The sequence below is a fragment of the Nesterenkonia suensis genome, from assembly GCF_054782935.1.
On record NZ_BAAGRN010000007.1, the window covers coordinates 124,264 to 143,099 of the forward strand.

17 protein-coding genes and 1 pseudogene are annotated in these 18,836 nt (G+C 69.8%); 10 read left to right on the forward strand and 8 right to left on the reverse strand.

Going from position 1 to position 18,836, the window contains the following annotated elements:
- Positions 1 to 18: 18 nt before the first annotated feature.
- The gene (gene bcp / locus ACYVKI_RS08345) at positions 19 to 483 is read left to right on the forward strand and encodes a thioredoxin-dependent thiol peroxidase (RefSeq protein ID WP_460689887.1); all 465 of its coding nucleotides are present in this window, start codon (positions 19 to 21) and stop codon (positions 481 to 483) included.
- 119 nt (positions 484 to 602) lie between these two features.
- Here bcp and allB read toward each other — a convergent pair whose 3' ends face one another.
- The 5 genes from allB to ACYVKI_RS08370 form a co-directional block, all read right to left on the reverse strand.
- Complete coding sequence (gene allB / locus ACYVKI_RS08350; protein ID WP_460689888.1) at positions 603 to 1,958, reverse strand: allantoinase AllB; 1,356 nt, start codon at positions 1,956 to 1,958, stop codon at positions 603 to 605.
- Positions 1,959 to 1,981: 23 nt separating this feature from the next.
- Positions 1,982 to 3,208 (reverse strand): glycerate kinase, encoded by a 1,227-nt coding sequence (locus ACYVKI_RS08355; RefSeq protein WP_460689889.1) that lies wholly within the window; start codon positions 3,206 to 3,208, stop codon positions 1,982 to 1,984.
- Positions 3,209 to 3,212: 4 nt separating this feature from the next.
- Positions 3,213 to 4,994: a glyoxylate carboligase gene (gene gcl, locus ACYVKI_RS08360; protein WP_460689890.1), complete on the reverse strand. Its 1,782-nt coding sequence runs from the start codon at positions 4,992 to 4,994 to the stop codon at positions 3,213 to 3,215.
- A gap of 73 nt (positions 4,995 to 5,067) precedes the next feature.
- Positions 5,068 to 5,967, reverse strand: coding sequence for a 2-hydroxy-3-oxopropionate reductase (locus ACYVKI_RS08365; RefSeq protein ID WP_460689891.1), 900 nt, complete (start codon positions 5,965 to 5,967; stop codon positions 5,068 to 5,070).
- Positions 5,968 to 6,042: 75 nt separating this feature from the next.
- Positions 6,043 to 6,879 carry a hydroxypyruvate isomerase family protein gene (locus ACYVKI_RS08370; RefSeq protein ID WP_460689892.1) on the reverse strand — a complete coding sequence of 279 codons (837 nt, stop codon included), beginning with the start codon at positions 6,877 to 6,879 and terminating at the stop codon, positions 6,043 to 6,045.
- A 446-nt stretch (positions 6,880 to 7,325) separates the two neighbouring features.
- On the opposite strand from ACYVKI_RS08370, the gene ACYVKI_RS08375 reads away from it, so the two are divergent.
- Complete coding sequence (locus ACYVKI_RS08375) at positions 7,326 to 9,017, forward strand: nucleobase:cation symporter-2 family protein (RefSeq protein WP_460689893.1); 1,692 nt, start codon at positions 7,326 to 7,328, stop codon at positions 9,015 to 9,017.
- A 575-nt stretch (positions 9,018 to 9,592) separates the two neighbouring features.
- Here ACYVKI_RS08375 and ACYVKI_RS08380 read toward each other — a convergent pair.
- Genes ACYVKI_RS08380 through ACYVKI_RS08390 form a run of 3 tightly spaced genes read right to left on the reverse strand, consistent with a single transcriptional unit; the run spans position 9,593 to position 13,201 of the window.
- On the reverse strand, positions 9,593 to 10,414 hold the full coding sequence (locus ACYVKI_RS08380; protein WP_460689894.1) for a bifunctional allantoicase/(S)-ureidoglycine aminohydrolase: 822 nt from the start codon (positions 10,412 to 10,414) through the stop codon (positions 9,593 to 9,595).
- Between the two features lie 55 nt (positions 10,415 to 10,469).
- The gene (locus ACYVKI_RS08385) at positions 10,470 to 11,765 is read right to left on the reverse strand and encodes a DUF6986 family protein (RefSeq protein ID WP_460689895.1); all 1,296 of its coding nucleotides are present in this window, start codon (positions 11,763 to 11,765) and stop codon (positions 10,470 to 10,472) included.
- Positions 11,762 to 13,201, reverse strand: coding sequence for a malic enzyme-like NAD(P)-binding protein (locus ACYVKI_RS08390; protein WP_460689896.1), 1,440 nt, complete (start codon positions 13,199 to 13,201; stop codon positions 11,762 to 11,764). The genes ACYVKI_RS08385 and ACYVKI_RS08390 overlap by 4 nt, the downstream gene beginning before the upstream one ends.
- Positions 13,202 to 13,405: 204 nt before the next feature.
- On the opposite strand from ACYVKI_RS08390, the gene ACYVKI_RS08395 reads away from it, so the two are divergent.
- The 8 genes and pseudogenes from ACYVKI_RS08395 to ACYVKI_RS08430 all read left to right on the forward strand — a co-directional run bounded on the left by ACYVKI_RS08395 (position 13,406) and on the right by ACYVKI_RS08430 (position 18,255).
- Positions 13,406 to 14,212 (forward strand): IclR family transcriptional regulator, encoded by an 807-nt coding sequence (locus ACYVKI_RS08395; protein WP_460689897.1) that lies wholly within the window; start codon positions 13,406 to 13,408, stop codon positions 14,210 to 14,212.
- Positions 14,213 to 14,401: 189 nt separating this feature from the next.
- On the forward strand, positions 14,402 to 14,713 hold the full coding sequence (locus tag ACYVKI_RS08400; protein WP_460689898.1) for a hypothetical protein: 312 nt from the start codon (positions 14,402 to 14,404) through the stop codon (positions 14,711 to 14,713).
- 37 nt (positions 14,714 to 14,750) lie between these two features.
- The gene (locus ACYVKI_RS08405; RefSeq protein WP_460689899.1) at positions 14,751 to 15,668 is read left to right on the forward strand and encodes an ABC transporter permease; all 918 of its coding nucleotides are present in this window, start codon (positions 14,751 to 14,753) and stop codon (positions 15,666 to 15,668) included.
- Complete coding sequence (locus ACYVKI_RS08410; RefSeq protein WP_460689900.1) at positions 15,665 to 16,531, forward strand: ABC transporter permease; 867 nt, start codon at positions 15,665 to 15,667, stop codon at positions 16,529 to 16,531. Before ACYVKI_RS08405 ends, ACYVKI_RS08410 begins: the two co-directional genes overlap by 4 nt.
- Positions 16,528 to 17,082, forward strand: a complete 555-nt coding sequence (locus tag ACYVKI_RS08415) for an ATP-binding cassette domain-containing protein (protein ID WP_460689901.1) — start codon at positions 16,528 to 16,530, stop codon at positions 17,080 to 17,082. Before ACYVKI_RS08410 ends, ACYVKI_RS08415 begins: the two co-directional genes overlap by 4 nt.
- Entirely contained in the window at positions 17,030 to 17,302 is a 273-nt protein-coding gene (locus ACYVKI_RS08420) for a hypothetical protein (protein WP_460689902.1), read from the forward strand. The genes ACYVKI_RS08415 and ACYVKI_RS08420 overlap by 53 nt, the downstream gene beginning before the upstream one ends.
- A 118-nt stretch (positions 17,303 to 17,420) precedes the next feature.
- Positions 17,421 to 17,633, forward strand: a pseudogene (locus ACYVKI_RS08425) (ATP-binding cassette domain-containing protein); the annotation flags it as partial.
- A 121-nt stretch (positions 17,634 to 17,754) separates the two neighbouring features.
- Positions 17,755 to 18,255: an ATP-binding cassette domain-containing protein gene (locus tag ACYVKI_RS08430; protein ID WP_460689903.1), complete on the forward strand. Its 501-nt coding sequence runs from the start codon at positions 17,755 to 17,757 to the stop codon at positions 18,253 to 18,255.
- Positions 18,256 to 18,836: the final 581 nt, after the last annotated feature.

Here is an 18,836-nt window from a genome sequence, read left to right on the forward strand (position 1 = left end):
CACCACCGAGGAGACCGCATGACGCGACTGCACGTGGGCCAACAGGCCCCCGCCTTCACCCTGCCTGACGCCGACGGCGACCAGGTCAGCACCGCCGACTTCGCCGGACAGCACCTGATCGTCTACTTCTACCCCAAGGCCGCCACCCCGGGCTGCACCACCGAAGCCTGCGACTTCCGGGATAACCTGGCCTCCCTGCAGGCGGCCGGCTACGCCGTCGTCGGGGTCTCCCCCGATGCGCCGGAGGCACTGCGCCAGTTCACCGAGGATCAGCAGCTGACCTTCCCGCTGCTCTCCGACGCCGACCAGCAGGTGGCCCGCGCCTACGCCACGTTCGGCACCAAGAACCTCGGGGACCGCACCGTGGAGGGCACCCTGCGCTCCACCTTCGTCATCGACCCCGAGGGCACGCTGAGCCATGTGGCCTACGAGGTGGCCGCCGACGGCCACGTGGCCGAGCTGCGCCGCACCCTGGGAGTCTGAGCTCGGCGCCTGAGCGCCGTCCGCGCTCCGCGCCGCATCAGACGCAGACGACGGCGGGCCCCGACCTGATCTGGTCGGGGCCCGCGGCGTCGTCGTGCGGCGGCGTCGTCGGGAGGCGCTCAGCTCTGCGGCTGCGGCGTCGCGGCCTCGGTCCGGCTGATGAGCCGACCCCGCGGGGTCTCGAAGTCGACCGGCTCGCCGCGCAGCAGCGTGGACTCCACGACGCCGACCAGCTCGCGGCCGTCATAGGCGCTGACCTTGTTGCGGTGCCAGAGGTGCTCTGCCTCCACGCTCCAGGACTTCTCCGGTGCGAAGACCACGAGGTCCGCACTGGCCCCCTCGGCGATGCGCCCCTTGCCCTGCAGACCCACCTGGTCGGCCGGACCGGAGGACATCCACCCCACCACCTGGGACAGCTCCAGCCCGCGAGCCCTGGCCTCGCTCCACACCAGCGGCAGGCCCAGCTGCAGCGAGGAGATCCCGCCCCAGGCGGCCCCGAAGTCACCGGTGTCGAGCAGCTTCAGCTCCGCGGTCGACGGCGAATGGTCCGAGACCACACAGTCGATGGTGCCGTCCGCCAGGGCCTCCCACAGCAGATCCCGGTTGGCGGCCTCGCGGATCGGCGGACAGCACTTATGCGTGGTGGCGCCGTCGACGATCTCCTCGGCGGCCAGCACCAGATAGTGCGGGCAGGTCTCCACCGTCAGGCGGATGCCCTCGGCCCGGGCCGCGCGGATCTCCGGCAGAGCCTCAGCCGAGGACAGGTGCAGGATGTGGGCGCGGGCCCCGGTGCGGCGGGCGGCGTCGATGACCGTCCGGATCGCCACATTCTCCGCCTCCCGCGGCCGGGAGCGCAGGAAGTCCTCATACTTGCGGCCGGAGGCCTGCGGAGCCTCGGCCAGCGTGCCGTGATCCTCGGCGTGGACGATCATCATCGATCCCAGCTCGGCGAGGGTGGCCAGGTCGGCCTCCATCTCCGCCGGATCCAGCGGCGGGAACTCCTCCACACCGGAGTCCTCCAGGAAGCACTTGAAGCCGAAGACCCCCTGCTCGTGCAGCGGACGCAGCTGCTCGCCGTTGCCGGGGATCGCCCCGCCCCAGAAGCCGATGTCCACATGGGCGGCCGCCTGGGCCGCGGCCCGCTTGACGTCAAGCGCCTCCGGGTCCACCGTCGGCGGAATGGAGTTCAGCGGCATGTCCACGATCGTGGTCACCCCTCCGGCGGCAGCCGCGCGGGTCGCCGAGGCGAAACCCTCCCACTCGGTGCGGCCGGGCTCATTGACGTGGACATGGGAGTCCACCAGGCCCGGCAGCAGCACCTGCCCCTCCCCCAGCTCACGTGTCATCCTGCCCTGCAGTCCGGCTCCGTACGGGGCCACGGCGGTGATCACGCCGTCGTCGACGCCGATCTCCACGGCCTGCCACCCGTCGGGGAGCAGGGCCCTCTGGGCTGTCACCACAAGTTCATGGACCATGTCTGTGTCGTTCCTCTCTGGCCTCAGCGAACCGGCCGGTCAGCCGGGCGGCTGGGTCGTCGGGGGTCAGCGGCGAGGCGCCTCCCCACGGTGTGCAGCAGGTCACGTGCCTGCGTGAAGGATTCTCTCTCATCGGCGGCCAGATCGCGCAAAGCCCAGACCCCCTCCAGTCCGGCCGCGAGCCACTGGTCCCGGTCCAGCCCGTTGCGCCCGCACACGGCGAGCGCCGGCACCCCCTGGCGGGCGGCCGCGGACGCCACCCCGATGGGGACCTTGCCGGCCAGGGACTGGGTGTCCAGGCTTCCCTCACCGGTGATCACCAGATCGGCGACGGCGATCATGCTCTCCAGGCCCACCAGGTCCATCACCACCTCAACCCCGGGGCGACGCTCCGCCCCGAGCAGTCCCAGCGCCGCGAATCCGACGCCCCCGGCCGCACCGGAGCCGGGCTGGTCCGCGGCTGCGACCACGCGCTCCGCGGCGCCGGTGCCGCCGATGTGATGGGCGGCCTCCGCGAGGATCGGCACCGCCGCACGCACGGCGACGGAGGCCTGCCGCACCTGCTGCGGGTCCAGTCCCTTCTGCGGGCCGAAGACCTCTGCGGCGCCCTGTGCGCCGATCAGCGGGGAGTCGACGTCGGCGGCGATGACCAGGCGCACCTGGGCCACCCGGGGGTCGAGATCGCTGAGGTCGGCGGTGGCGAGCCCGGCCAGCCCCGCGGCGCCCTCGGGGATCCGCCGCCCGGCACGATCCACCAGGCGGGCGCCGAGCGCGGAGAGCATCCCCGCCCCGGCATCGGTGCAGGCACTACCACCCAGGGCGAGGACCACCTCGACGGCCCCGCGGTCCAGGGCCGCGCGCAGCAGTTCACCGGTCCCACGACTGGTCGCCCGCATCGGATCCGCCTGGGGGTCCATGTCCCCCAGCCCGGAGGCCTCGGCCAGCTCGACCAGGGCCACCGGGCCCGCGTCGCCGGGGCGGATGCCCAGCCGTGCGGGCACCGGCCGCCCATCGGGCCCCGTGACCTCGAGCACCTCGACGGCCCATCCCTGCGACGTCCCGCCGTGGACGACGGCGTCGAGCGTACCCTCGCCGCCGTCGGCCATCGGCACCTGGAGGATGACGCTCCGCGGGTCCTCCGCACTGATCCCCTCCGCCAGAGCTGCGGCCACCTCGCGGGCCGCGAGCGACCCCTTGAACGTGTCCGGTGCGATCACGACCCGCTGCCGTGCAGCTGACGTCTCGGCCATCGGGTCACTCCGAGACGGTCAACGGGGTCAGCGCCGTGGGGGCGTCCTCCGGGCTCTCCGCGAGGGGTTCGAACTCGTTGACCGCATCCAGGGCGGCCCCCATGGCGATGTTGGTGACCCGCTCGAGGATGATCTCGACGACCACCGGCACCCGGTGCTCCTCGGCCTGACGGACGGCGTCCTCCAGGGCGCCGCGGATCTGCTCCGGGTCCTCCACGCGGAGGGCCTTGCAGCCCAGCCCCTCGGCGACGGCCACATGGTCGACCCCGTAGCCGGCGGACTCGCCGGTGGCGTTGATGTTGTCGAAGGCCAGGGAAACCTCATAGTCCATCTCGAAGGGCCGCTGCGCCTGACGGATCAGCCCCAGGTAGGAGTTGTTGACCACCACGTGAACGTAGGGCAGCCGGTGCTGCGCGCCGACAGCGAGCTCCTCGACCATGAACTGGAAGTCATAGTCCCCTGAGAGCGCGACGACGGTGGTGTCCGGGCGAGCCCGCACGACCCCCAGCGCCGCCGGTCCGGTCCAGCCCAACGGACCGGCCTGACCGGCGTTGATCCAGGAACGCGGGTGGTAGGCGTGGAGCATCTGCGCGCCGGCGATCTGGCTGAGCCCGATCGTGGTCACGTAGGTGACGTCCCGCCCGAAGGCCGCGTTCATCTCCTGGTAGACCCGCTGCGGCTTGATCGGCTGCTCCGCGAAGTTCGTCTTGCGGTGCATCGTGCCCTTCCTGGCGGCACATTCGCGGGCCCATCCGGAGAAGTCCGGCAGCTGGTCCTTCCGCGCCCGGGCGGCGTCCACCAGCGCCTCGAGCGCCGCCCCGGCGTCGGAGACGACACTGTAGTCCGGGGCGAAGACCCGCCCGATCTGGGTGGGCTCGATATCGATGTGGATGAACTTCCGGCCGCGCCGGTAGGTCTCCAGATCACCGGTGTGCCGGTTGGCCCACCGGTTGCCGATCCCGAGGACCAGGTCGGAGTCCAGGAAGGTGGCATTGCCGTAGCGGGTATGCGTCTGGATGCCGACCATTCCGGCCATCAGCGGGTGGTCGTCGGGGATCGCGCCCCAGGCCATCAGCGTCGGGATGACCGGGATGTCGAGCAGTTCGGCCAGCTCGACCAGCTGGTCGGCGGCGTCGGCGTTGACCACACCCCCGCCGGCGACGATGACCGGGTGCTCCGCCGCGGCGATCATGTCCAGCACCCGGTCCGCCTGGGCGCGGGTGGCTGCCGGCACGGCGACCGGAAGCGGCTCATAGGTCTCGATGTCGAACTCGATCTCGGTCTGCTGGACGTCCACCGGCAGGTCGATGAGCACCGGGCCCGGCCGGGCAGAACGCATCAGCTGGAAGGCCTGCTGGAAGGCCCCGGGGACCTGGGCGGCCTCCAGCACAGTCTTGGCCATCTTCGTCAGCGGTGCGGCGACGGAGGCGATGTCCACAGCCTGGAAGTCCTCCTTGTCCAGCACGGCCACCGGGGCCTGCCCGGTGATGCACAGGATCGGCTGGGAGTCAGCCTGGGCGGCATAGAGCCCGGTGATCATGTCGGTGCCGGCCGGCCCGGAGGTGCCCAGGCAGACGCCGATGTTGCCGGCGGCGGCCCGGGTGTACCCATCGGCCATGTGGGACGCCCCTTCCACGTGACGGGCCAGCGTGTGCCGGATCCCGCCGTGGGCCCGCAGGGCGGAGTAGAGCGGATTGATCGCCGCTCCGGGGAGCCCGAAGGCTTCGGTGGCCCCTTCCTTCTCCAGGATCAGGGCGACCGCATCAACAGCGCGCATCTTCGTCATGGCGCTTCTCCTTCTGTGTGTCGTGTCTGGTGGGGCGGTCCGAGCACCGGACCGCCGGGTGTCGATGGCGACGTCACTCGGCCGAGCGGTCGGCGTGTCCTCCGGAGAGCTCCTCCAGGACGGTGAACAGGCCCGAGTGGTCCAGGCCGCCGTCGCCGCGCTGGACGGTGGAGGCGATCAGCTGTGCCACGGTGGAGGCCAGGGGGATGACGACGCCGGCCTCACGGGCTGCGGAGGTCACGATCCCCATGTCCTTGTGGTGCAGCTCCAGGCGGAAGCCGGGGTCGAACGAGCGGTCCAGCATCTTCTGGCCCTTCTGATCCAGCACCTTGGAGCCAGCGAGACCTCCGCCGAGGACCTGCAGGGCGGAGCCGGTGTCCACGCCGTAGGCCTCCAGGAACAGGACCGCCTCGGCCAGCAGGCCGATGTTGCCGGCCACGATCAGCTGGTTGGCGGCCTTGACCGTCTGCCCGGAACCGGCGGGGCCCACGAGCACGATGGTCTTGCCCACGCCCTCGAAGACATCGCGGACCGCGTCGAAGTCGGCCTGCTCGCCGCCGACCATGATGGACAGCGCCCCGTCGATGGCGCCCTGCTCACCGCCGGAGACGGGAGCGTCGAGGGGTTTCAGACCCGCCTCGCGAGCCTTCTGCGCCACCTGCACGGCGACATCGGGACGGATGGTGGAGTGGTCGATCCAGGTGGCGCCGGGCTCGGCGTGGGCGAGGACCCCGTCCTCACCGAGCATCACGGCCTCCACGTCCGGGGAGTCGGGCACCATGGTGATGATGACCTCGGCCCCTTCGACAGCCTCGGCGACGGTGGAGGCGGCGGCGCCGCCGGCCTGGGCGAGCTCCTGGCTCTTCTGCGGGGAGCGGTTGTATCCGGTCACCGAGTGTCCGGCGGCGACGAGGTTCTTGGCCATGGGCAGTCCCATGATTCCCAGGCCGATGAATGCGATCTTCGTGCTCATGTCGTCTGTCCTCTCTGTGGGCGGCTGCGCGGGCCGCACCGATGTCTGTGGGGTGGGCGTGTCGTGCGTGGCTGGTCAGCGGCTCGCGTTCGCGGTGGTGACGGTGAGCCAGTCGAAGGCGGTCTCGGTGTCCTGCTTGTATTCGAGGGCCACCGGGCCGGTGTAGCCGAGCTCGCGGCTGCGCGCGATCCAGTCCTGCAGGGGCAGCTCTCCGGTACCGGGTGCGCCGCGGCCCGGGGCGTCGGCGATCTGGATGTGGCCGAAGGAGGCGGCGTGGGCCTCGACCACTGCGGCGACGTCATCGCCGTTGACCGCCAGGTGGTAGAAGTCCGCGAGCAGGGCGACGTTGGAGGCTCCGGCGGCGTGGGCCTTCTCGACGACGGCGAGCGCGTCGGCGGCGGTCTTCAGCGGGTAGTCCTCGGCGCCGGAGACCGGCTCGACGAGGACGACGCCGCCGATGGCCTGCACGGCTTGTGCGGCGTGGACGAGGTTCTCCACCGCGAGCGCGTCCTGGGCCGCGGCGTCCTGACCGTCCTGCCGGAGTCCGTAGAGGGCGTTGAAAGCCCGGCAGCCGGTGCGGCGGCCGATCTCCACCACGATCTCGACGTTGCGGCGAAACTCGTCCTGGCGGCCGATCACCGAGACCATGCCTCGGTCGCCGCCGGCCATGGTCCCTGCCCAGAAGTTCAGCCCGGACAGGGAGACGTCGGCCGCATCCAGGGAGGCGACGAAGGCGTCGACGTCGGACTCAGAGGGGGTGGGGTCTCCGTCGAAGGGCCACCAGAATTCGACATCGGTGAAGCCTCGGTCCGCCGCAGCCTGGGCGCGGTCCAGGATGGGGAGCTCGGCGAGCAGCGTGGTGCAGTTCAGCACGTAGGACGCCGGGGAACGGTGGTCGGATGCGCCAGTCATCTGGTCCTCCTGTCAGTGGGTGGGCGTGCGGTGAGTCGCGACTCGACCACGACACCTGATTCCATCTTACGGAAACATGAATCCATGTTGTGGAACATCAGCGTACGATGCCGATGAAGGCTGCGTCAACGCCTGTGATCACCGACGAGAGGCATGCTCGACGAGCAGGCAGGCAAGGGAGTAGGCGGGCATCGCGCGGCGATCCGACGCTCCACACATCGCCACACCCCAGTCGAATGCTGGAGAATCCACTTGACGAACCATCTGTGACGGGGGTTACACTTCATTCACGATGCGGAATGCAGATGCCATATCCCGAAACTTTTCCGCATGACGAAAGCCACACAGGACTCCGGGCGCAGCGGACGACTGCCCCGCCAAGACCTGGGTGCGACCACCCCGGGCCGCACCCCGCCCCCCAGAGGCAGAATGAGGTGACCTCGACTATGTCGAAGAAGACTGGTGCCGGCGCGCAGAAGCGCCGCGCCCTTCCCGCCGGATCCACGCGGCCAGAGGACGAATGGCTGCCAGTCGGCAAGCTGATGACTTTCGGCCTGCAGCACGTGTTGACCATGTACGGCGGCATCATCGCCGTACCCCTGATCATCGGCAGCGCCGCCGGACTGCCCGCAGAGCAGACCGCCCTGCTGGTGACGGCCAGCCTGTTCATCGGTGGTCTCGCCACGATCCTGCAGTCAGTAGGCCTGCCGTTCCTCGGCTCACAGCTGCCGATCGTGCAGGGCGTCTCCTTCGCCGCCGTCGCCACCATGCTGGCGATCCTCACCGGGCCGGGCGGTGATCTGAACACCGTCTTCGGCGCCATCATCGGGGCCAGCGTGATCGGCTTCATCATCGCGCCGTTCTTCGCCCGGATCATCCGCTTCTTCCCACCGGTGGTCACCGGCACGGTGATCACCGCCATCGGACTGACCCTCATTCCGGTGGCCGCCAACTGGGCGATGGGTGGAGACGCCGAGGCCGCGGAGTACGGCTCCCTGGGCAACATCGGACTGGCCTTCCTCACCTTGGCGATCATTCTGCTGTTCTCCAAGGTCGGCTCCGCCGCCCTGTCCCGGCTGTCCATCCTGCTCGGACTGATCGCCGGCACCGCGGTGGCCGCCGCACTGGGGATGACCGACTTCTCCACCGTGGGCAGCGGCTCCTGGGTCGCACTGCCCTCCTTCATGGGCTTCGGCGTGCCGACTTTCGACGTCGCCGCGATCATCTCCATGACCATCGTGATCCTGGTGATCAAGACCGAGACCGCCGCCGACATCATCGCCATCGGCGAGATCATCGAGACCCCGGTGGACCGCCGTCGCATCGCCGACGGCCTGCGCGCCGACATGCTCTCCTCCGCCGTGGCCCCGCTCTTCGGCTCCTTCACCCAGTCCGCCTTCGCCCAGAACGTCGGGCTGGTCGCCCTGACCGGGGTGCGCAGCCGCTACGTCGTCGCCGGCGGCGGCGCCATCATGGTCGCGCTGGGGGCACTGCCCATCCTGGGCCAGGTCATCGCTGCGATCCCGATGCCGGTCCTCGGCGGTGCCGGCATCGTGCTCTTCGGAACCGTGGCCGGCTCCGGCATCCGCAACCTCAAGGGCGTGGACTATCAGGGCAATATGAACCTGATCATCGTCTCCGCCTCCCTGGGCTTCGCGATGATCCCGGTGGTGCGCGAGGACTTCTACCACGCATTCCCGGCCTGGTTCCAGACCATCTTCCACTCCGGCATCTCCTCGGCCGCCATCATGGCCGTGCTGCTGAACATCCTCTTCAACGAGCTGTCCTTCGGAAACTCGAAGAACCCCTCGGTGTTCGCCGCCAAGCCCGTCCGCATCCTCTCCCCCACCGACCTGCGTGACCTGAGAGAGGGCGACGTGTTCATCGACGGGAAGTTCGTGGACTGCGACGGCGAGGAGATCCCGCTGGTGCCTGAGGAGAAGGTCGAGGAGGTCCGGGAGGCCATCGATCGAGGCGAGGTGACCGATACCAGCCAGGTACAGATGATCATCGACGGCAGGGATCCGCGCGAGGCCTCCGTTCCCCGTGAGCGGGAGCCCCACGACGATGCGGAGCCCGAGAGTCCCGGTGACCCGAAGACACCGGCAGGTGTCCACAACGGAACCCCACCCCGGTGACCGCCCCACGGTGACCTGCCAGCCGGACGGCCACTCCGAGGGACCCCGGGGCACGGGCACAGAAGGGAGGGCCCCTCGACGCTTCCGCGGAAGCGTCGAGGGGCCCTCCCTTCTGTGCGGCCGCAGCCCCTCCGCCTGAGACACCGCACCACCTGCACCCGGGACGCCACCCCCTGTTCGGCCGAAGCTTCCCCCGGGCATACGCCCTCCGAGCACCCGGGACGAAGGAATCGGCCGAACGTCGCATCATCATCGACACCCGGAGACATCACTGCACAGCCCTCGCCCCAGAGCCCACAGCCCACAGCCCACAAGCCCTCGTCCCAGAACCCACGGCCGACAAGCCCGCGCCCCGGCACCCTCAACTCCAGAACCCCGCCCTGCTGTGGACCGCACCATGGACCTCACGAACACCGCCGACACAGCACGACGACGCCGCCACGGATCCAGGTCCGTGACGGCGTCGTCGTGGGTCAGTCGTCGGCGGCCAGTCGTCGGCGGCCAGTCGTCGGCGGCCAGCGGGTGACCTTCCTGCGTCTCAGCAGTCCGACCGCCGACGGCTCAACCGTCCATGCTCAGAGCACCACCTGGCGGTTGACGTCCTTGTAAAGCAGGTAGCGGAAGGGCCCGGGCCCGCCGGCATAGCAGGCCTGCGGGCAGAAGGCACGCAGCGACATGTAGTCACCCTCCTGGACCTCCACCCAGTCGGTGTTGAGCCGGTAGACGGCCTTGCCCTCGAGCACGTAGAGCCCGTGCTCCATCTCGTGGGTCTCCGCGAAGGGGATCGAGGCGCCCGGTTCGAAGGTGACGATGTTGACGTGCATGTCATACGCCAGATCCTGTGGATCGAGCATGCGGGTGGTGCGCCAGCGGCCCTCCGTGCCCGGCATGGGACTGGGCTCGATGTCTTGCTCCTGGCCCACCACCGGCCGAGGGCGGTGCCCCTCAAGCGGCTGGTGGCGCTTGCGGATCCAGTGCAGTCGCGCGGCCTCGTCCCCGACCGACCGCAGGGACCACGGCTCCCCCGCCGGGACGAACGCGAACCCGCCGGGGGTGAGCCGGTGGGTTGCGCCGTCGACGTCGAGCTCCACCTCCCCCTCCATGAGGAACAGGAAGCCTTCCACCTCCGGCTGCGGCTCAGGAGCCTGCGAGCCGCCGCCCGGGGCCACCTCGAGGATCGTCTGTGAGAAGGTCACCGCGCCGCCGGCCACCGGTCGGTTCAGCACCCAGGAGCGGGTGTCCCGCCACTCGGGCAGCACCGTGGTGACGATGTCGCGCAGCACTCCCCGCGGGATCACCGTATAGGCCTCGGTGACCATCGCTCGGTCAGTGAGCAGATCGGTCTGCGGCGGATGCCCGCCGTGCGGTGCATAGTAGGGAGTCCTGCTGGTGGTCATCGTTGCACTCCTCTGGGCTCGTCTGGACGTATCTCCATGATGCACCGGTCGCGTCTCACGCGGCTCGCCCGGTGCGGGCGAGGTTCGCCAGGCCTGCGGCGTCGACGCCGGTGGCGGTGGCGACGTCGTCCTCGGTGACGGCTCCGCAGGCCAGCCCGCGCTGCAGGTAGCCGGCCAGAGCCTTCGCCGTCGCCGGCTCGTCGAGCACCGCCCCGGACTCTCCGCTGACGTAGTTCCTCAGACGAGCGGCCGCCGCGTCGAATCCCTCCCGGTAGAACAGGAAGGTCGCCAGGAAACGCGTCGGCAGCTGGTGAGGATGGAGGTCCCAGCCTTGGTAGATACCGCGCTGAAGGTGCCGCCGCACGAGCCGGCTGTGCAGGTCCCAGGCCGCGAACACACGCTCGACATCCCCCACGGGGAGGATGTTGGTGGACCCGTCCGAGACGTGGACGCCGGTCTCGGCCGCGGCCAGCAGCATCTGCTGCTTGGCGAAGTCGGCGGCCGGGTGGTCCATGGACTGGTGCGCAGCGGCGATGCCCAACGAGGCCGAGTAGTCATAGGTGCCGTAGTGCAGAGAGGTCACTCGGCCCTCGCCGGCATGGACGGCGGCGGCCAGCGGGACCGTCCCATCGGGTCCGAGGATCAGCTGCGGCGTCTCCACCTGCACTTCGAAGCCGATGCGGCCCCGCGGCAGGTCCAGACCCTCTTCGACGGCCCGGGCCGCCAGCACCATGGCCCGGACCTGGTCCGCTGAGGTCACCTTCGGCAGGGTCAGCACCAACCCCTCGGGCAGGTCGCCGGCGGCCTCGTGCAGCGCGGTGAGGAACAGGTCCAGGGTGCGGAGCCCGCGACGCCGGGAGTCCACCTCCAGGCAGCGGAACCGGATGCCGATCCAGGTGGGGGCGACGCCGTCGGCGAGCGCGCGGGCCACCTGCTGGGCCGCCTGGACAGCCCAGGCGTCCTCCTCCACGTCGTCGCGGAGGCCGAAGCCGTCCTCGAAGTCGAGCCGGAGATCCTCGATGGGCTCGGTCTGCAGCTTGGCGGTGACCGCCGCCGCCAGCCCGGCGGCGTCCCCGGCGAGTCCTTCTCCGACGGTTCCGCCCGCGTGGAGGATCACCCGCTCGGCCAGCTGCTGCATGCCGCCGTGGTCCTCCACGACCTGCAGCGCCTTCGAGCCCCAGTCCGCCGCCAGGGCAGGGTCCCAGGTGTCTGCCGGGACATAGACGGTGTGCACCGGCTGGCGCACCCCCTTGTCCCCGGGGTAGAGCTTCTCGAGCATCTGGTCGGTGGTGTGCAGGAGCTCGTCGACGGCGGCGTGCAGCCCGGCACCGAGCACCGTGGTCGGGCTCATCGGGCCGCCTCCGCGGCGGCGAGGGCCTCCGGGGCGCCGTTCTGGGCGGCGACCGGCCCGGCGGCGGCCGCCGCGACGGCCCCGGCGACATTGGTCGCCACGCGGGCGTCGAACACCGAGGGGATGATGTATCCGGCGTTGAGCTCGTCGTCGCCGAGGGTCCCCGCGATCGCCTCGGCGGCGACGCGGAGCATCTCATCGGTGATGTCGTGGCACTGGGCGTCGAGCAGGCCGCGGAAGAAGCCGGGGAACGCCAGCACGTTGTTGATCTGGTTGGGGTAGTCGCTGCGGCCGGTGGCGATGACGGCCGCGTGGCGGCTGGCGGCCGCCGGGTCCACCTCGGGGTCAGGATTCGACATGGCGAACACGATCGCCTGCTCCGCCATGGCTGCGATGTCTTCTTCGTCGAGGAGGTTCGGCGCGGAGACCCCGATGAAGACGTCGGCGTCCACCACCGCCTCTTTGAGGGTTCCGGTGACCCCGCGCGGGTTGGTGTGCTCGGCGAGCCAGGCCCGGTGCGGGTCGCTGTGGGTCGTAGCGGCGCCGAGCGCGCCCTCCCGGCCGCAGACGACGACGTCGTGGGCTCCGGCCGCCAGCAGCAGCTTCACGATGGCGTGGCCGGCGGCACCGGCGCCGGAGACCACGATCCGCGTCTGGCCCAGGGACTTCCGGACCACCTTCAGGGCGTTGGTCAGCGCGGCCAGGGTGACGATCGCGGTGCCGTGCTGGTCGTCGTGGAAGACGGGGATGTCGAGCTCCTCGCGCAGCCGGGCCTCGATCTCGAAGCAGCGCGGAGCGGAGATGTCTTCGAGGTTGATGCCGCCGTAGGCCGGGGCGATGGCTTTGCAGACGGAGATGATCTCCTCGGTGTCCTGGGTGTCCAGGGCGACGGGCCAGGCGTCGACGTCGGCGAACTGCTTGAACAGCACCGCTTTGCCCTCCATGACCGGCATGGAGGCCTCGGGGCCGATGTTGCCCAAGCCCAGCACGGCGGAGCCGTCGGTGACCACGGCGACGGTGTTGCGCTTGATGGTCAGCCGGCGGGCGTCTTCGGGGCGCTCGGCGATGGCCTGGCAGACGCGCGCCACTCCGGGGGTGTAGGCCCGGGAGAGGTCGTCGCGGTTCTTCAGCGTCACTTTGGAGACGGATTCGAGCTTGCCGCCCAGGTGCAGCAGGAAGGTGCGGTCGGAGCTCTTCTGCACCTCGACGCCGTCGAGCGCGGTCAGCGCCGACTCGATCTCTGCGGCATGGTCGACCCCGCGAGTGTCGCAGGAGACGTCGACGACGAGTGCCCCACGAGTGGATTCGATGACGTCGAGTGCCGTCAGGGCGGCACCGTGCTGGGCGACGACGGCGGCCAGGTCGGTGGACGCGGTGAAGGTGGCGGGCGCGGAGACGCGGTACGTGATGGAGTACCCGGGACTGGGTGTGGCCATGACTCTGCCTTTCGATCGATATTCCGCAATACGGACTTCACTATCTACTATACGAAATTTCGGGCTGTGCGTCGACATCGGAGCCACCTGCCGTCGCCCGCGCCCCTGACCAGCGCGGGGCCGACTACACTCAGGGGCGAGAGGGTCGCCGGGTGACGCCGCGGCCAGAGGAGGACTGCCCACGACCAGGAAGGCCCCGAGACCATGACCACCGACCCCGTGGAGGCCCAGGACGCCGTCGCACAGGACGGGACCGCCCGCCGGCCCACCAAGGGAGGCGTCCAGTCCGTGGAGCGCACCTTCGACCTCCTGTCGGTCATCGCAGCCGCTGGCGGCCAGACGACCCTCAGCGAACTCGCCGCGGCCGTGAACCTGCCGATGCCAACGATCCACCGACTCCTGAAGACCCTGCTCGGGCTGGGCATCGTCCGTCAGCTCCCCGATCGAGGCTACGCCCTGGGGCCGGGCCTGATCCGGCTGGGCGATCTGGCGAGCCGCCAACTGGGCGCAGTGGCGCGCCCGCACCTGCGCACCCTGGTGGATGAGCTCGGCGAGTCCGCGAACGTGGCCACCCTCGACGGCGACATGGTCGTCTACGTCGACCAGGTCCCCTCCCCACACCAGATGCGGATGTTCACCGAGGTCGGTCGGCGCGCCCATACCCATGACACCGGCGTCGGGAAGGCCATCCTGGCCACCCTCGACGCCGACCAGGCGCGACGGATCGTGACCACCGCAGGCATGCCCGCCCACACCGAATACAGCATCACCACCCCCGAAGCTCTCGAGGAGGAGCTGCGCACCATCCGCGAGCGGGGGTACTCCGTGGACGAGCAGGAGCAGGAGCTCGGCGTCCGCTGCTTCGCCGTCGCCGTACCGGACGCCCCCGCACCGCTGGCCATCTCCGTCTCCGGGCCCACCAGCCGAGTGGACGCCGCCTTCGCCGACCGCGCCGTGCCGCTGCTGCGCCGGGTGGCCCAGGACATCTCCCGGGAGCTGCGCACCGCCTAACGGGGGGGGGGACGATCCGCATCGGCATGTCCAGCCCCATCGCGGTGACCGCCGGTGACGCCGCCGCCTACCAGGCCGCCGCCGAGGCGATCGGCATGTCCGTCGAGCTCCACCCGGCCTCTCCGGACAACTTCATCAACTTCTTCATCGACCCCCCAGGCACGCGAAGAGGTCGACGCCTTCCCGACGATGAACATGGGCAACTTCGCCGACCCCGCGGCTCTGATGGAGAGCATCGCCCTGCCGACCGGCAGTCAGAACTACTCCGGCTTCGAGGACGACGAACTGAGCGAGCTCCTGCTGCAGTCGCGCGAGACCGCCGATCCGCAGGAGCGGGCGCAGCTGGTGATCCACGCCCAGGAGCGCTACAACGAGGTGCTGCCGTGGATCCCCACGGTCCAGCCGACCAACGTGGTGATCATGAACAGTGAGCTCAGCGGCGCTGTGGCTTCCTTCGCCAATACTCGTGCCTCCTGGGCCGAAGATCTCGGCGGGAAGTGACGCCTTGATCTGGCGATTCGTCCTCTCCTGAGCTGTGATGCTGGTCGTCACGCTCGTGATCGCGAGCTTCGTGATCTTCGCCGCGATGCACCTGACGCCCGGCAGCCCCTTGGCGGCGCTGACCGGGGGTCGGACCATCTCGCCGGAGGCGATGACCGCGCTCGAGACCCGGTACAACCTGGACCAGCCCTTCCTGGTCCAGTACTGGACCTGGCTGACGAACGCGTTGCAGGGCGATCTCGGCACCTCGATCCTGATGGGACAGCCGGTCTCGGAGCTGATCGCGCAGCGGGCCTGGATCACGTTCTCCTTAGTGGGCTACGCGGCGCTGCTCATCATCGTCATCGGGGTGAGCCTGGGTCTGCTGGCCGGACTCCGGCCGGGGTGGGTCGACAACGTCATCGTGGTCGCCTCGGCGACGGCGACGGCGATCCCGCCTTTCGTCACCGCGATCCTGCTCATGCTGATCTTCTCGGTCAGCCTCGCCTGGTTCCCCGTGATGGGAGCCGGCTCAGGCCCGGGAGACGCACTGCGCCATCTGACGCTGCCGGCGATCGCTCTGGCGCTGTCGGCACTGGCCGTGGTCACGCGTGTGACGCGGGCGTCGATTCGCCAAGAGGCCGGCTCCGAGCACGCGCAGACGGCCGTGAGCCGCGGCATCCCCTCCCGGCTGATCGTCTCCCGCCATGTGCTGCGCAATGCGGCCATCCCGATCACCACCGTCTCGGGCACGATCATCGCCGCGCTCATCGCCCTCTCCGCCGTGGTCGACACGGCGTCCAGCCTCGGCAGCCTGGGCCAGGAGCTGGCGAGAGCCGCCCAGTCGAAGGACCTGGCCGTGGTGCAGGGCATCTCGCTGATCCTGGTCCTGGCCTTCGTGCTGACGAACCTGGTCGTCGACCTGCTCTATGCCGTGCTGGACCCCCGAGTGAAGCTGGGAGCGAGTGCCACATGACCGCCAGCGCACCGCCGCCTGTCGAGATGTCGACAGCTCGCCGAGCCCGCGGGATCCTGGGCCTGGGAATCGGAGGCAGCATCGCCCTGGGCGTCGTCGCCCTGGCCGCCGTCTTGGCGATCTTCGGCCCCTGGGTCGCGCCGCACTCGCCCACCCAGCCGAACATCAGCCTCGCCTGGGTCAGGCCCGATGCCACGCATCTGCTCGGCTATGACGTCCAGGGACGGGACGTGCTCTCCCGCATCCTGGCCGGTGCCCGATCGACGATGCTCGACCCGATGATCGTCGTCGTGGTCGCGGTGACCATCGGCACGCTCTTAGCGCTGATCGCCGCCTGGTTCGGTGGGATCGTCGACTCGGCGATCTCGAGCGCCCTGAACGTGGTGTCCTCCTTCCCTGCCATTCTGCTCGCCGCCCTGGCGACCGTGGTGTTCGGCGCGGGACTGCTCCCGGTGGTCGTGGCACTGACCATCGCCTATGTGCCCTATGTCGCCCGCCTGCTGCGCGGAGCCATCCTCCAGGCACGAAGTCAGCCCTACATCGCCGCGCTCGAGGTGCAGGGCGCCAGCGTCACCTCGATCTGGATCCGGCACCTGAATCCGAACGTCCTGCCCCTCATCGTCGCGCAGGCGACGCTGCTGTTCGGCTCCACCATGCTCGACATCGCGATCCTGAGCCACCTGGGGCTCGGCGTGCAGCCGCCGGCGCCGGACTGGGGTGTGATGGTCGCAGAGAACCAGAGGGGCATCATGCAGACCCATGCCCTGCCCTCCCTGGCGGCGGGCGCCTGCATCGTGGCGGTCGTCATCTCGATGAACGTGCTCGGCGAGGCGCTGCTCAACCGGAAGAGAGGCCGCCGATGACGAACTCGACACAGACCATCGAACCGCTCCTCGAGGTGGACGGCCTGACCGTCGACATCGACGGCGGGCAGGGCACCCAGCGGATCCTGCACGGCGTCTCCTTCCAGGTGCGGGCTGGCGAGGCCCTGGGCCTGGTCGGAGAGTCCGGGTCGGGCAAGTCCATGGCCCTGAAGGCGATCGACCGCATCCTGCCGCCCACGGCGGGACGCACCGGCGCCATCCGCGTCCGGGGACAGGAGATCGGCTCCCTGGATCGCGGAGGACTGCGACAGTTCCCCAAGGACGTCGCGATGATCTTCCAGGATCCGCGGGTCGCGGTGAATCCGATTCGCTCGATCGGCGACTACGTGATCGAAGGTCTCGTCACCAATGAAGGAGTCCCTCCTCGCGAGGCCCGCCGACGAGCGGTCGAGATGCTGGGCCGGGTGAAGATCCCGGACGGGGAGCGCCGCCTGAAGCAGCACCCGCACGAGCTCTCCGGGGGGGCTGCTGCAGCGCGTGGTGATCGCCAGCGCCCTGCTGACGGATCCGGACCTGCTGCTGGCCGATGAGCCGACCACCGCCCTGGACGTCTCCTCGCAGGCCGAGGTCATGATGATCCTCGATGAGCTGCGGCACGATCTGGGACTGGCGGTCGTCTTCATCACCCATGATCTGGAGCTAGCCGGGGCGTTCTGTGATCACATCGCGGTCATGTACGCCGGAGAGATCGTCGAGCGGGGGGGGCTCATGTCTACGACGACCCGAGGCATCCGTACACGATCGAGCTGATGGCGGCCCGCCCGGACATCGAGCAGCGCGTCGACCGACTTCCGGTGCTCAGCTACACCAGTGAACGGCACGACCAGTGGCGAGCCTCGCGCGACACCGGCGAGGAGAGGGGATGAGCATGAACAGGCAGGATCCTCGTCCGGAGCCCGTGCTCGAGGTGGCGGACCTCCGCAAGGAGTTCGGCCACCTCGCCGCGGTCGACGACGTGTCCTTCCAGCTGGAACCAGGAGGATCGCTCGCGATCGTCGGGGAGTCCGGATCCGAGAAGAGCACGACCGCGAAGATGATCATCGGCATGGAGCGCCCGACCGCCGGGCGCATCGTCGCCTGCGGACGCGACCGCTCGCAGCCCCCACGGGGCACGCGCGAGCGGCGCCGGCGGGGACGGGAGGTCCAGACCGTCTTCCAGGACCCCTACTCGAGCCTGGCCCCCCCGGCAGTCGATCGGGGACATGCTGGAGGAGGTGCTGCTGATCCACCACCGCGACATGGGCCCCTCGACGCGCAGGGAGCATGTCGGAGAACTGCTGGACATGGTCGACCTGGGCGATCGGCATGGCCGCGCCCACCCTTCCGAGCTCTCCGGCGGCCAGCGGCAGCGGGCCGGCATCGCCCGGGCACTGGCCGCGGCGCCGCAGGTCGTCATCCTCGACGAGTCCGTCTCCGCCCTCGACGTCTCCGTGCAGGCCCAGGTGCTGAATCTGTTGGCCGACCTCCGCGAGAGGCTGGGGATGTCCTACCTGTTCATCAGCTATGATCTCGCCGTCACCCGGCAGATCACCGACAGCATCGTGGTGATGAAGAACGGCCGGATCGTCGAGTCCGGTCCGACCGACCAGGCCCTCGATGCTCCGCAGGACCCCTATACGCAGCTGCTGCGAGCCAGCGTGCCGCGGATGGGCTGGGACCTGGAAGCCCTCAGCGCTCGGTTGAACGCGCACTCTGCGCCGTGAGGTGGCAGCAACCCTCGATCACCGGCCGAGAGGAGCTCTTCCGACGGATCACGCCTTGACGGGACACGCCATCTTGGCGATACTGATACCACTTCCCGGAACTTAGCTTCCATATTATGGATATCGGGGGGCTCTCAGAACATAAGGAGCGTGTCATGAATGCTCATCGACCAGCGGACGACGCCCAGCCCGTCCGCCTCACGCCGACTCCCGTCGAGGACGACCTCACGTGGGACCACGAAGGTGGGGACGACCCCGACTTCTTCCTCCCGGCGCGCCCCGGCGAGGCGACGCGTCTGATCTGCAGGATTCCTGGGATCGGCAGCCGTTTGCCCCAGTGCCGGTAGCCCCGGCGGGTCACCCAGCAAAGAGGGGGCGGCGTCCTGGTTCAGGACGCCGCCCCCTCTTTGCTGTGCGGCAGAGCCGATGGACCGCCCCGAGACTCTGGCGGGGTGGCCGGCTGTTGGGGTCAGGCGTCTCCGCCAGTGGTCCCCGAAGTCCCGGCCGTGACATCAGCAAGCCGATACTTCTCCATCGCGTGCTGCGCCAGCGAAGCATCGACCTGGTCCTGCTCGGCAAGC

What these genes read in the sequence shown, in the direction of transcription:
- ACYVKI_RS08390 (WP_460689896.1), bottom strand. Translation starts at nt 13,201, where the DNA reads ATGGCCACACCCAGTCCCGGGTACTCCATCACGTACCGCGTCTCCGCG.
- ACYVKI_RS08430 (WP_460689903.1), top strand. Translation starts at nt 17,755, where the DNA reads ATGCTGGAGGAGGTGCTGCTGATCCACCACCGCGACATGGGCCCCTCG.
- ACYVKI_RS08355 (WP_460689889.1), bottom strand. Translation starts at nt 3,208, where the DNA reads ATGGCCGAGACGTCAGCTGCACGGCAGCGGGTCGTGATCGCACCGGAC.
- ACYVKI_RS08380 (WP_460689894.1), bottom strand. Translation starts at nt 10,414, where the DNA reads ATGACCACCAGCAGGACTCCCTACTATGCACCGCACGGCGGGCATCCG.
- gcl (WP_460689890.1), bottom strand. Translation starts at nt 4,994, where the DNA reads ATGACGAAGATGCGCGCTGTTGATGCGGTCGCCCTGATCCTGGAGAAG.
- ACYVKI_RS08410 (WP_460689900.1), top strand. Translation starts at nt 15,665, where the DNA reads ATGACCGCCAGCGCACCGCCGCCTGTCGAGATGTCGACAGCTCGCCGA.
- ACYVKI_RS08370 (WP_460689892.1), bottom strand. Translation starts at nt 6,879, where the DNA reads ATGACTGGCGCATCCGACCACCGTTCCCCGGCGTCCTACGTGCTGAAC.
- ACYVKI_RS08415 (WP_460689901.1), top strand. Translation starts at nt 16,528, where the DNA reads ATGACGAACTCGACACAGACCATCGAACCGCTCCTCGAGGTGGACGGC.
- ACYVKI_RS08365 (WP_460689891.1), bottom strand. Translation starts at nt 5,967, where the DNA reads ATGAGCACGAAGATCGCATTCATCGGCCTGGGAATCATGGGACTGCCC.
- ACYVKI_RS08400 (WP_460689898.1), top strand. Translation starts at nt 14,402, where the DNA reads ATGAACATGGGCAACTTCGCCGACCCCGCGGCTCTGATGGAGAGCATC.
- bcp (WP_460689887.1), top strand. Translation starts at nt 19, where the DNA reads ATGACGCGACTGCACGTGGGCCAACAGGCCCCCGCCTTCACCCTGCCT.
- allB (WP_460689888.1), bottom strand. Translation starts at nt 1,958, where the DNA reads ATGGTCCATGAACTTGTGGTGACAGCCCAGAGGGCCCTGCTCCCCGAC.
- ACYVKI_RS08405 (WP_460689899.1), top strand. Translation starts at nt 14,751, where the DNA reads ATGCTGGTCGTCACGCTCGTGATCGCGAGCTTCGTGATCTTCGCCGCG.
- ACYVKI_RS08385 (WP_460689895.1), bottom strand. Translation starts at nt 11,765, where the DNA reads ATGAGCCCGACCACGGTGCTCGGTGCCGGGCTGCACGCCGCCGTCGAC.
- ACYVKI_RS08395 (WP_460689897.1), top strand. Translation starts at nt 13,406, where the DNA reads ATGACCACCGACCCCGTGGAGGCCCAGGACGCCGTCGCACAGGACGGG.
- ACYVKI_RS08375 (WP_460689893.1), top strand. Translation starts at nt 7,326, where the DNA reads ATGTCGAAGAAGACTGGTGCCGGCGCGCAGAAGCGCCGCGCCCTTCCC.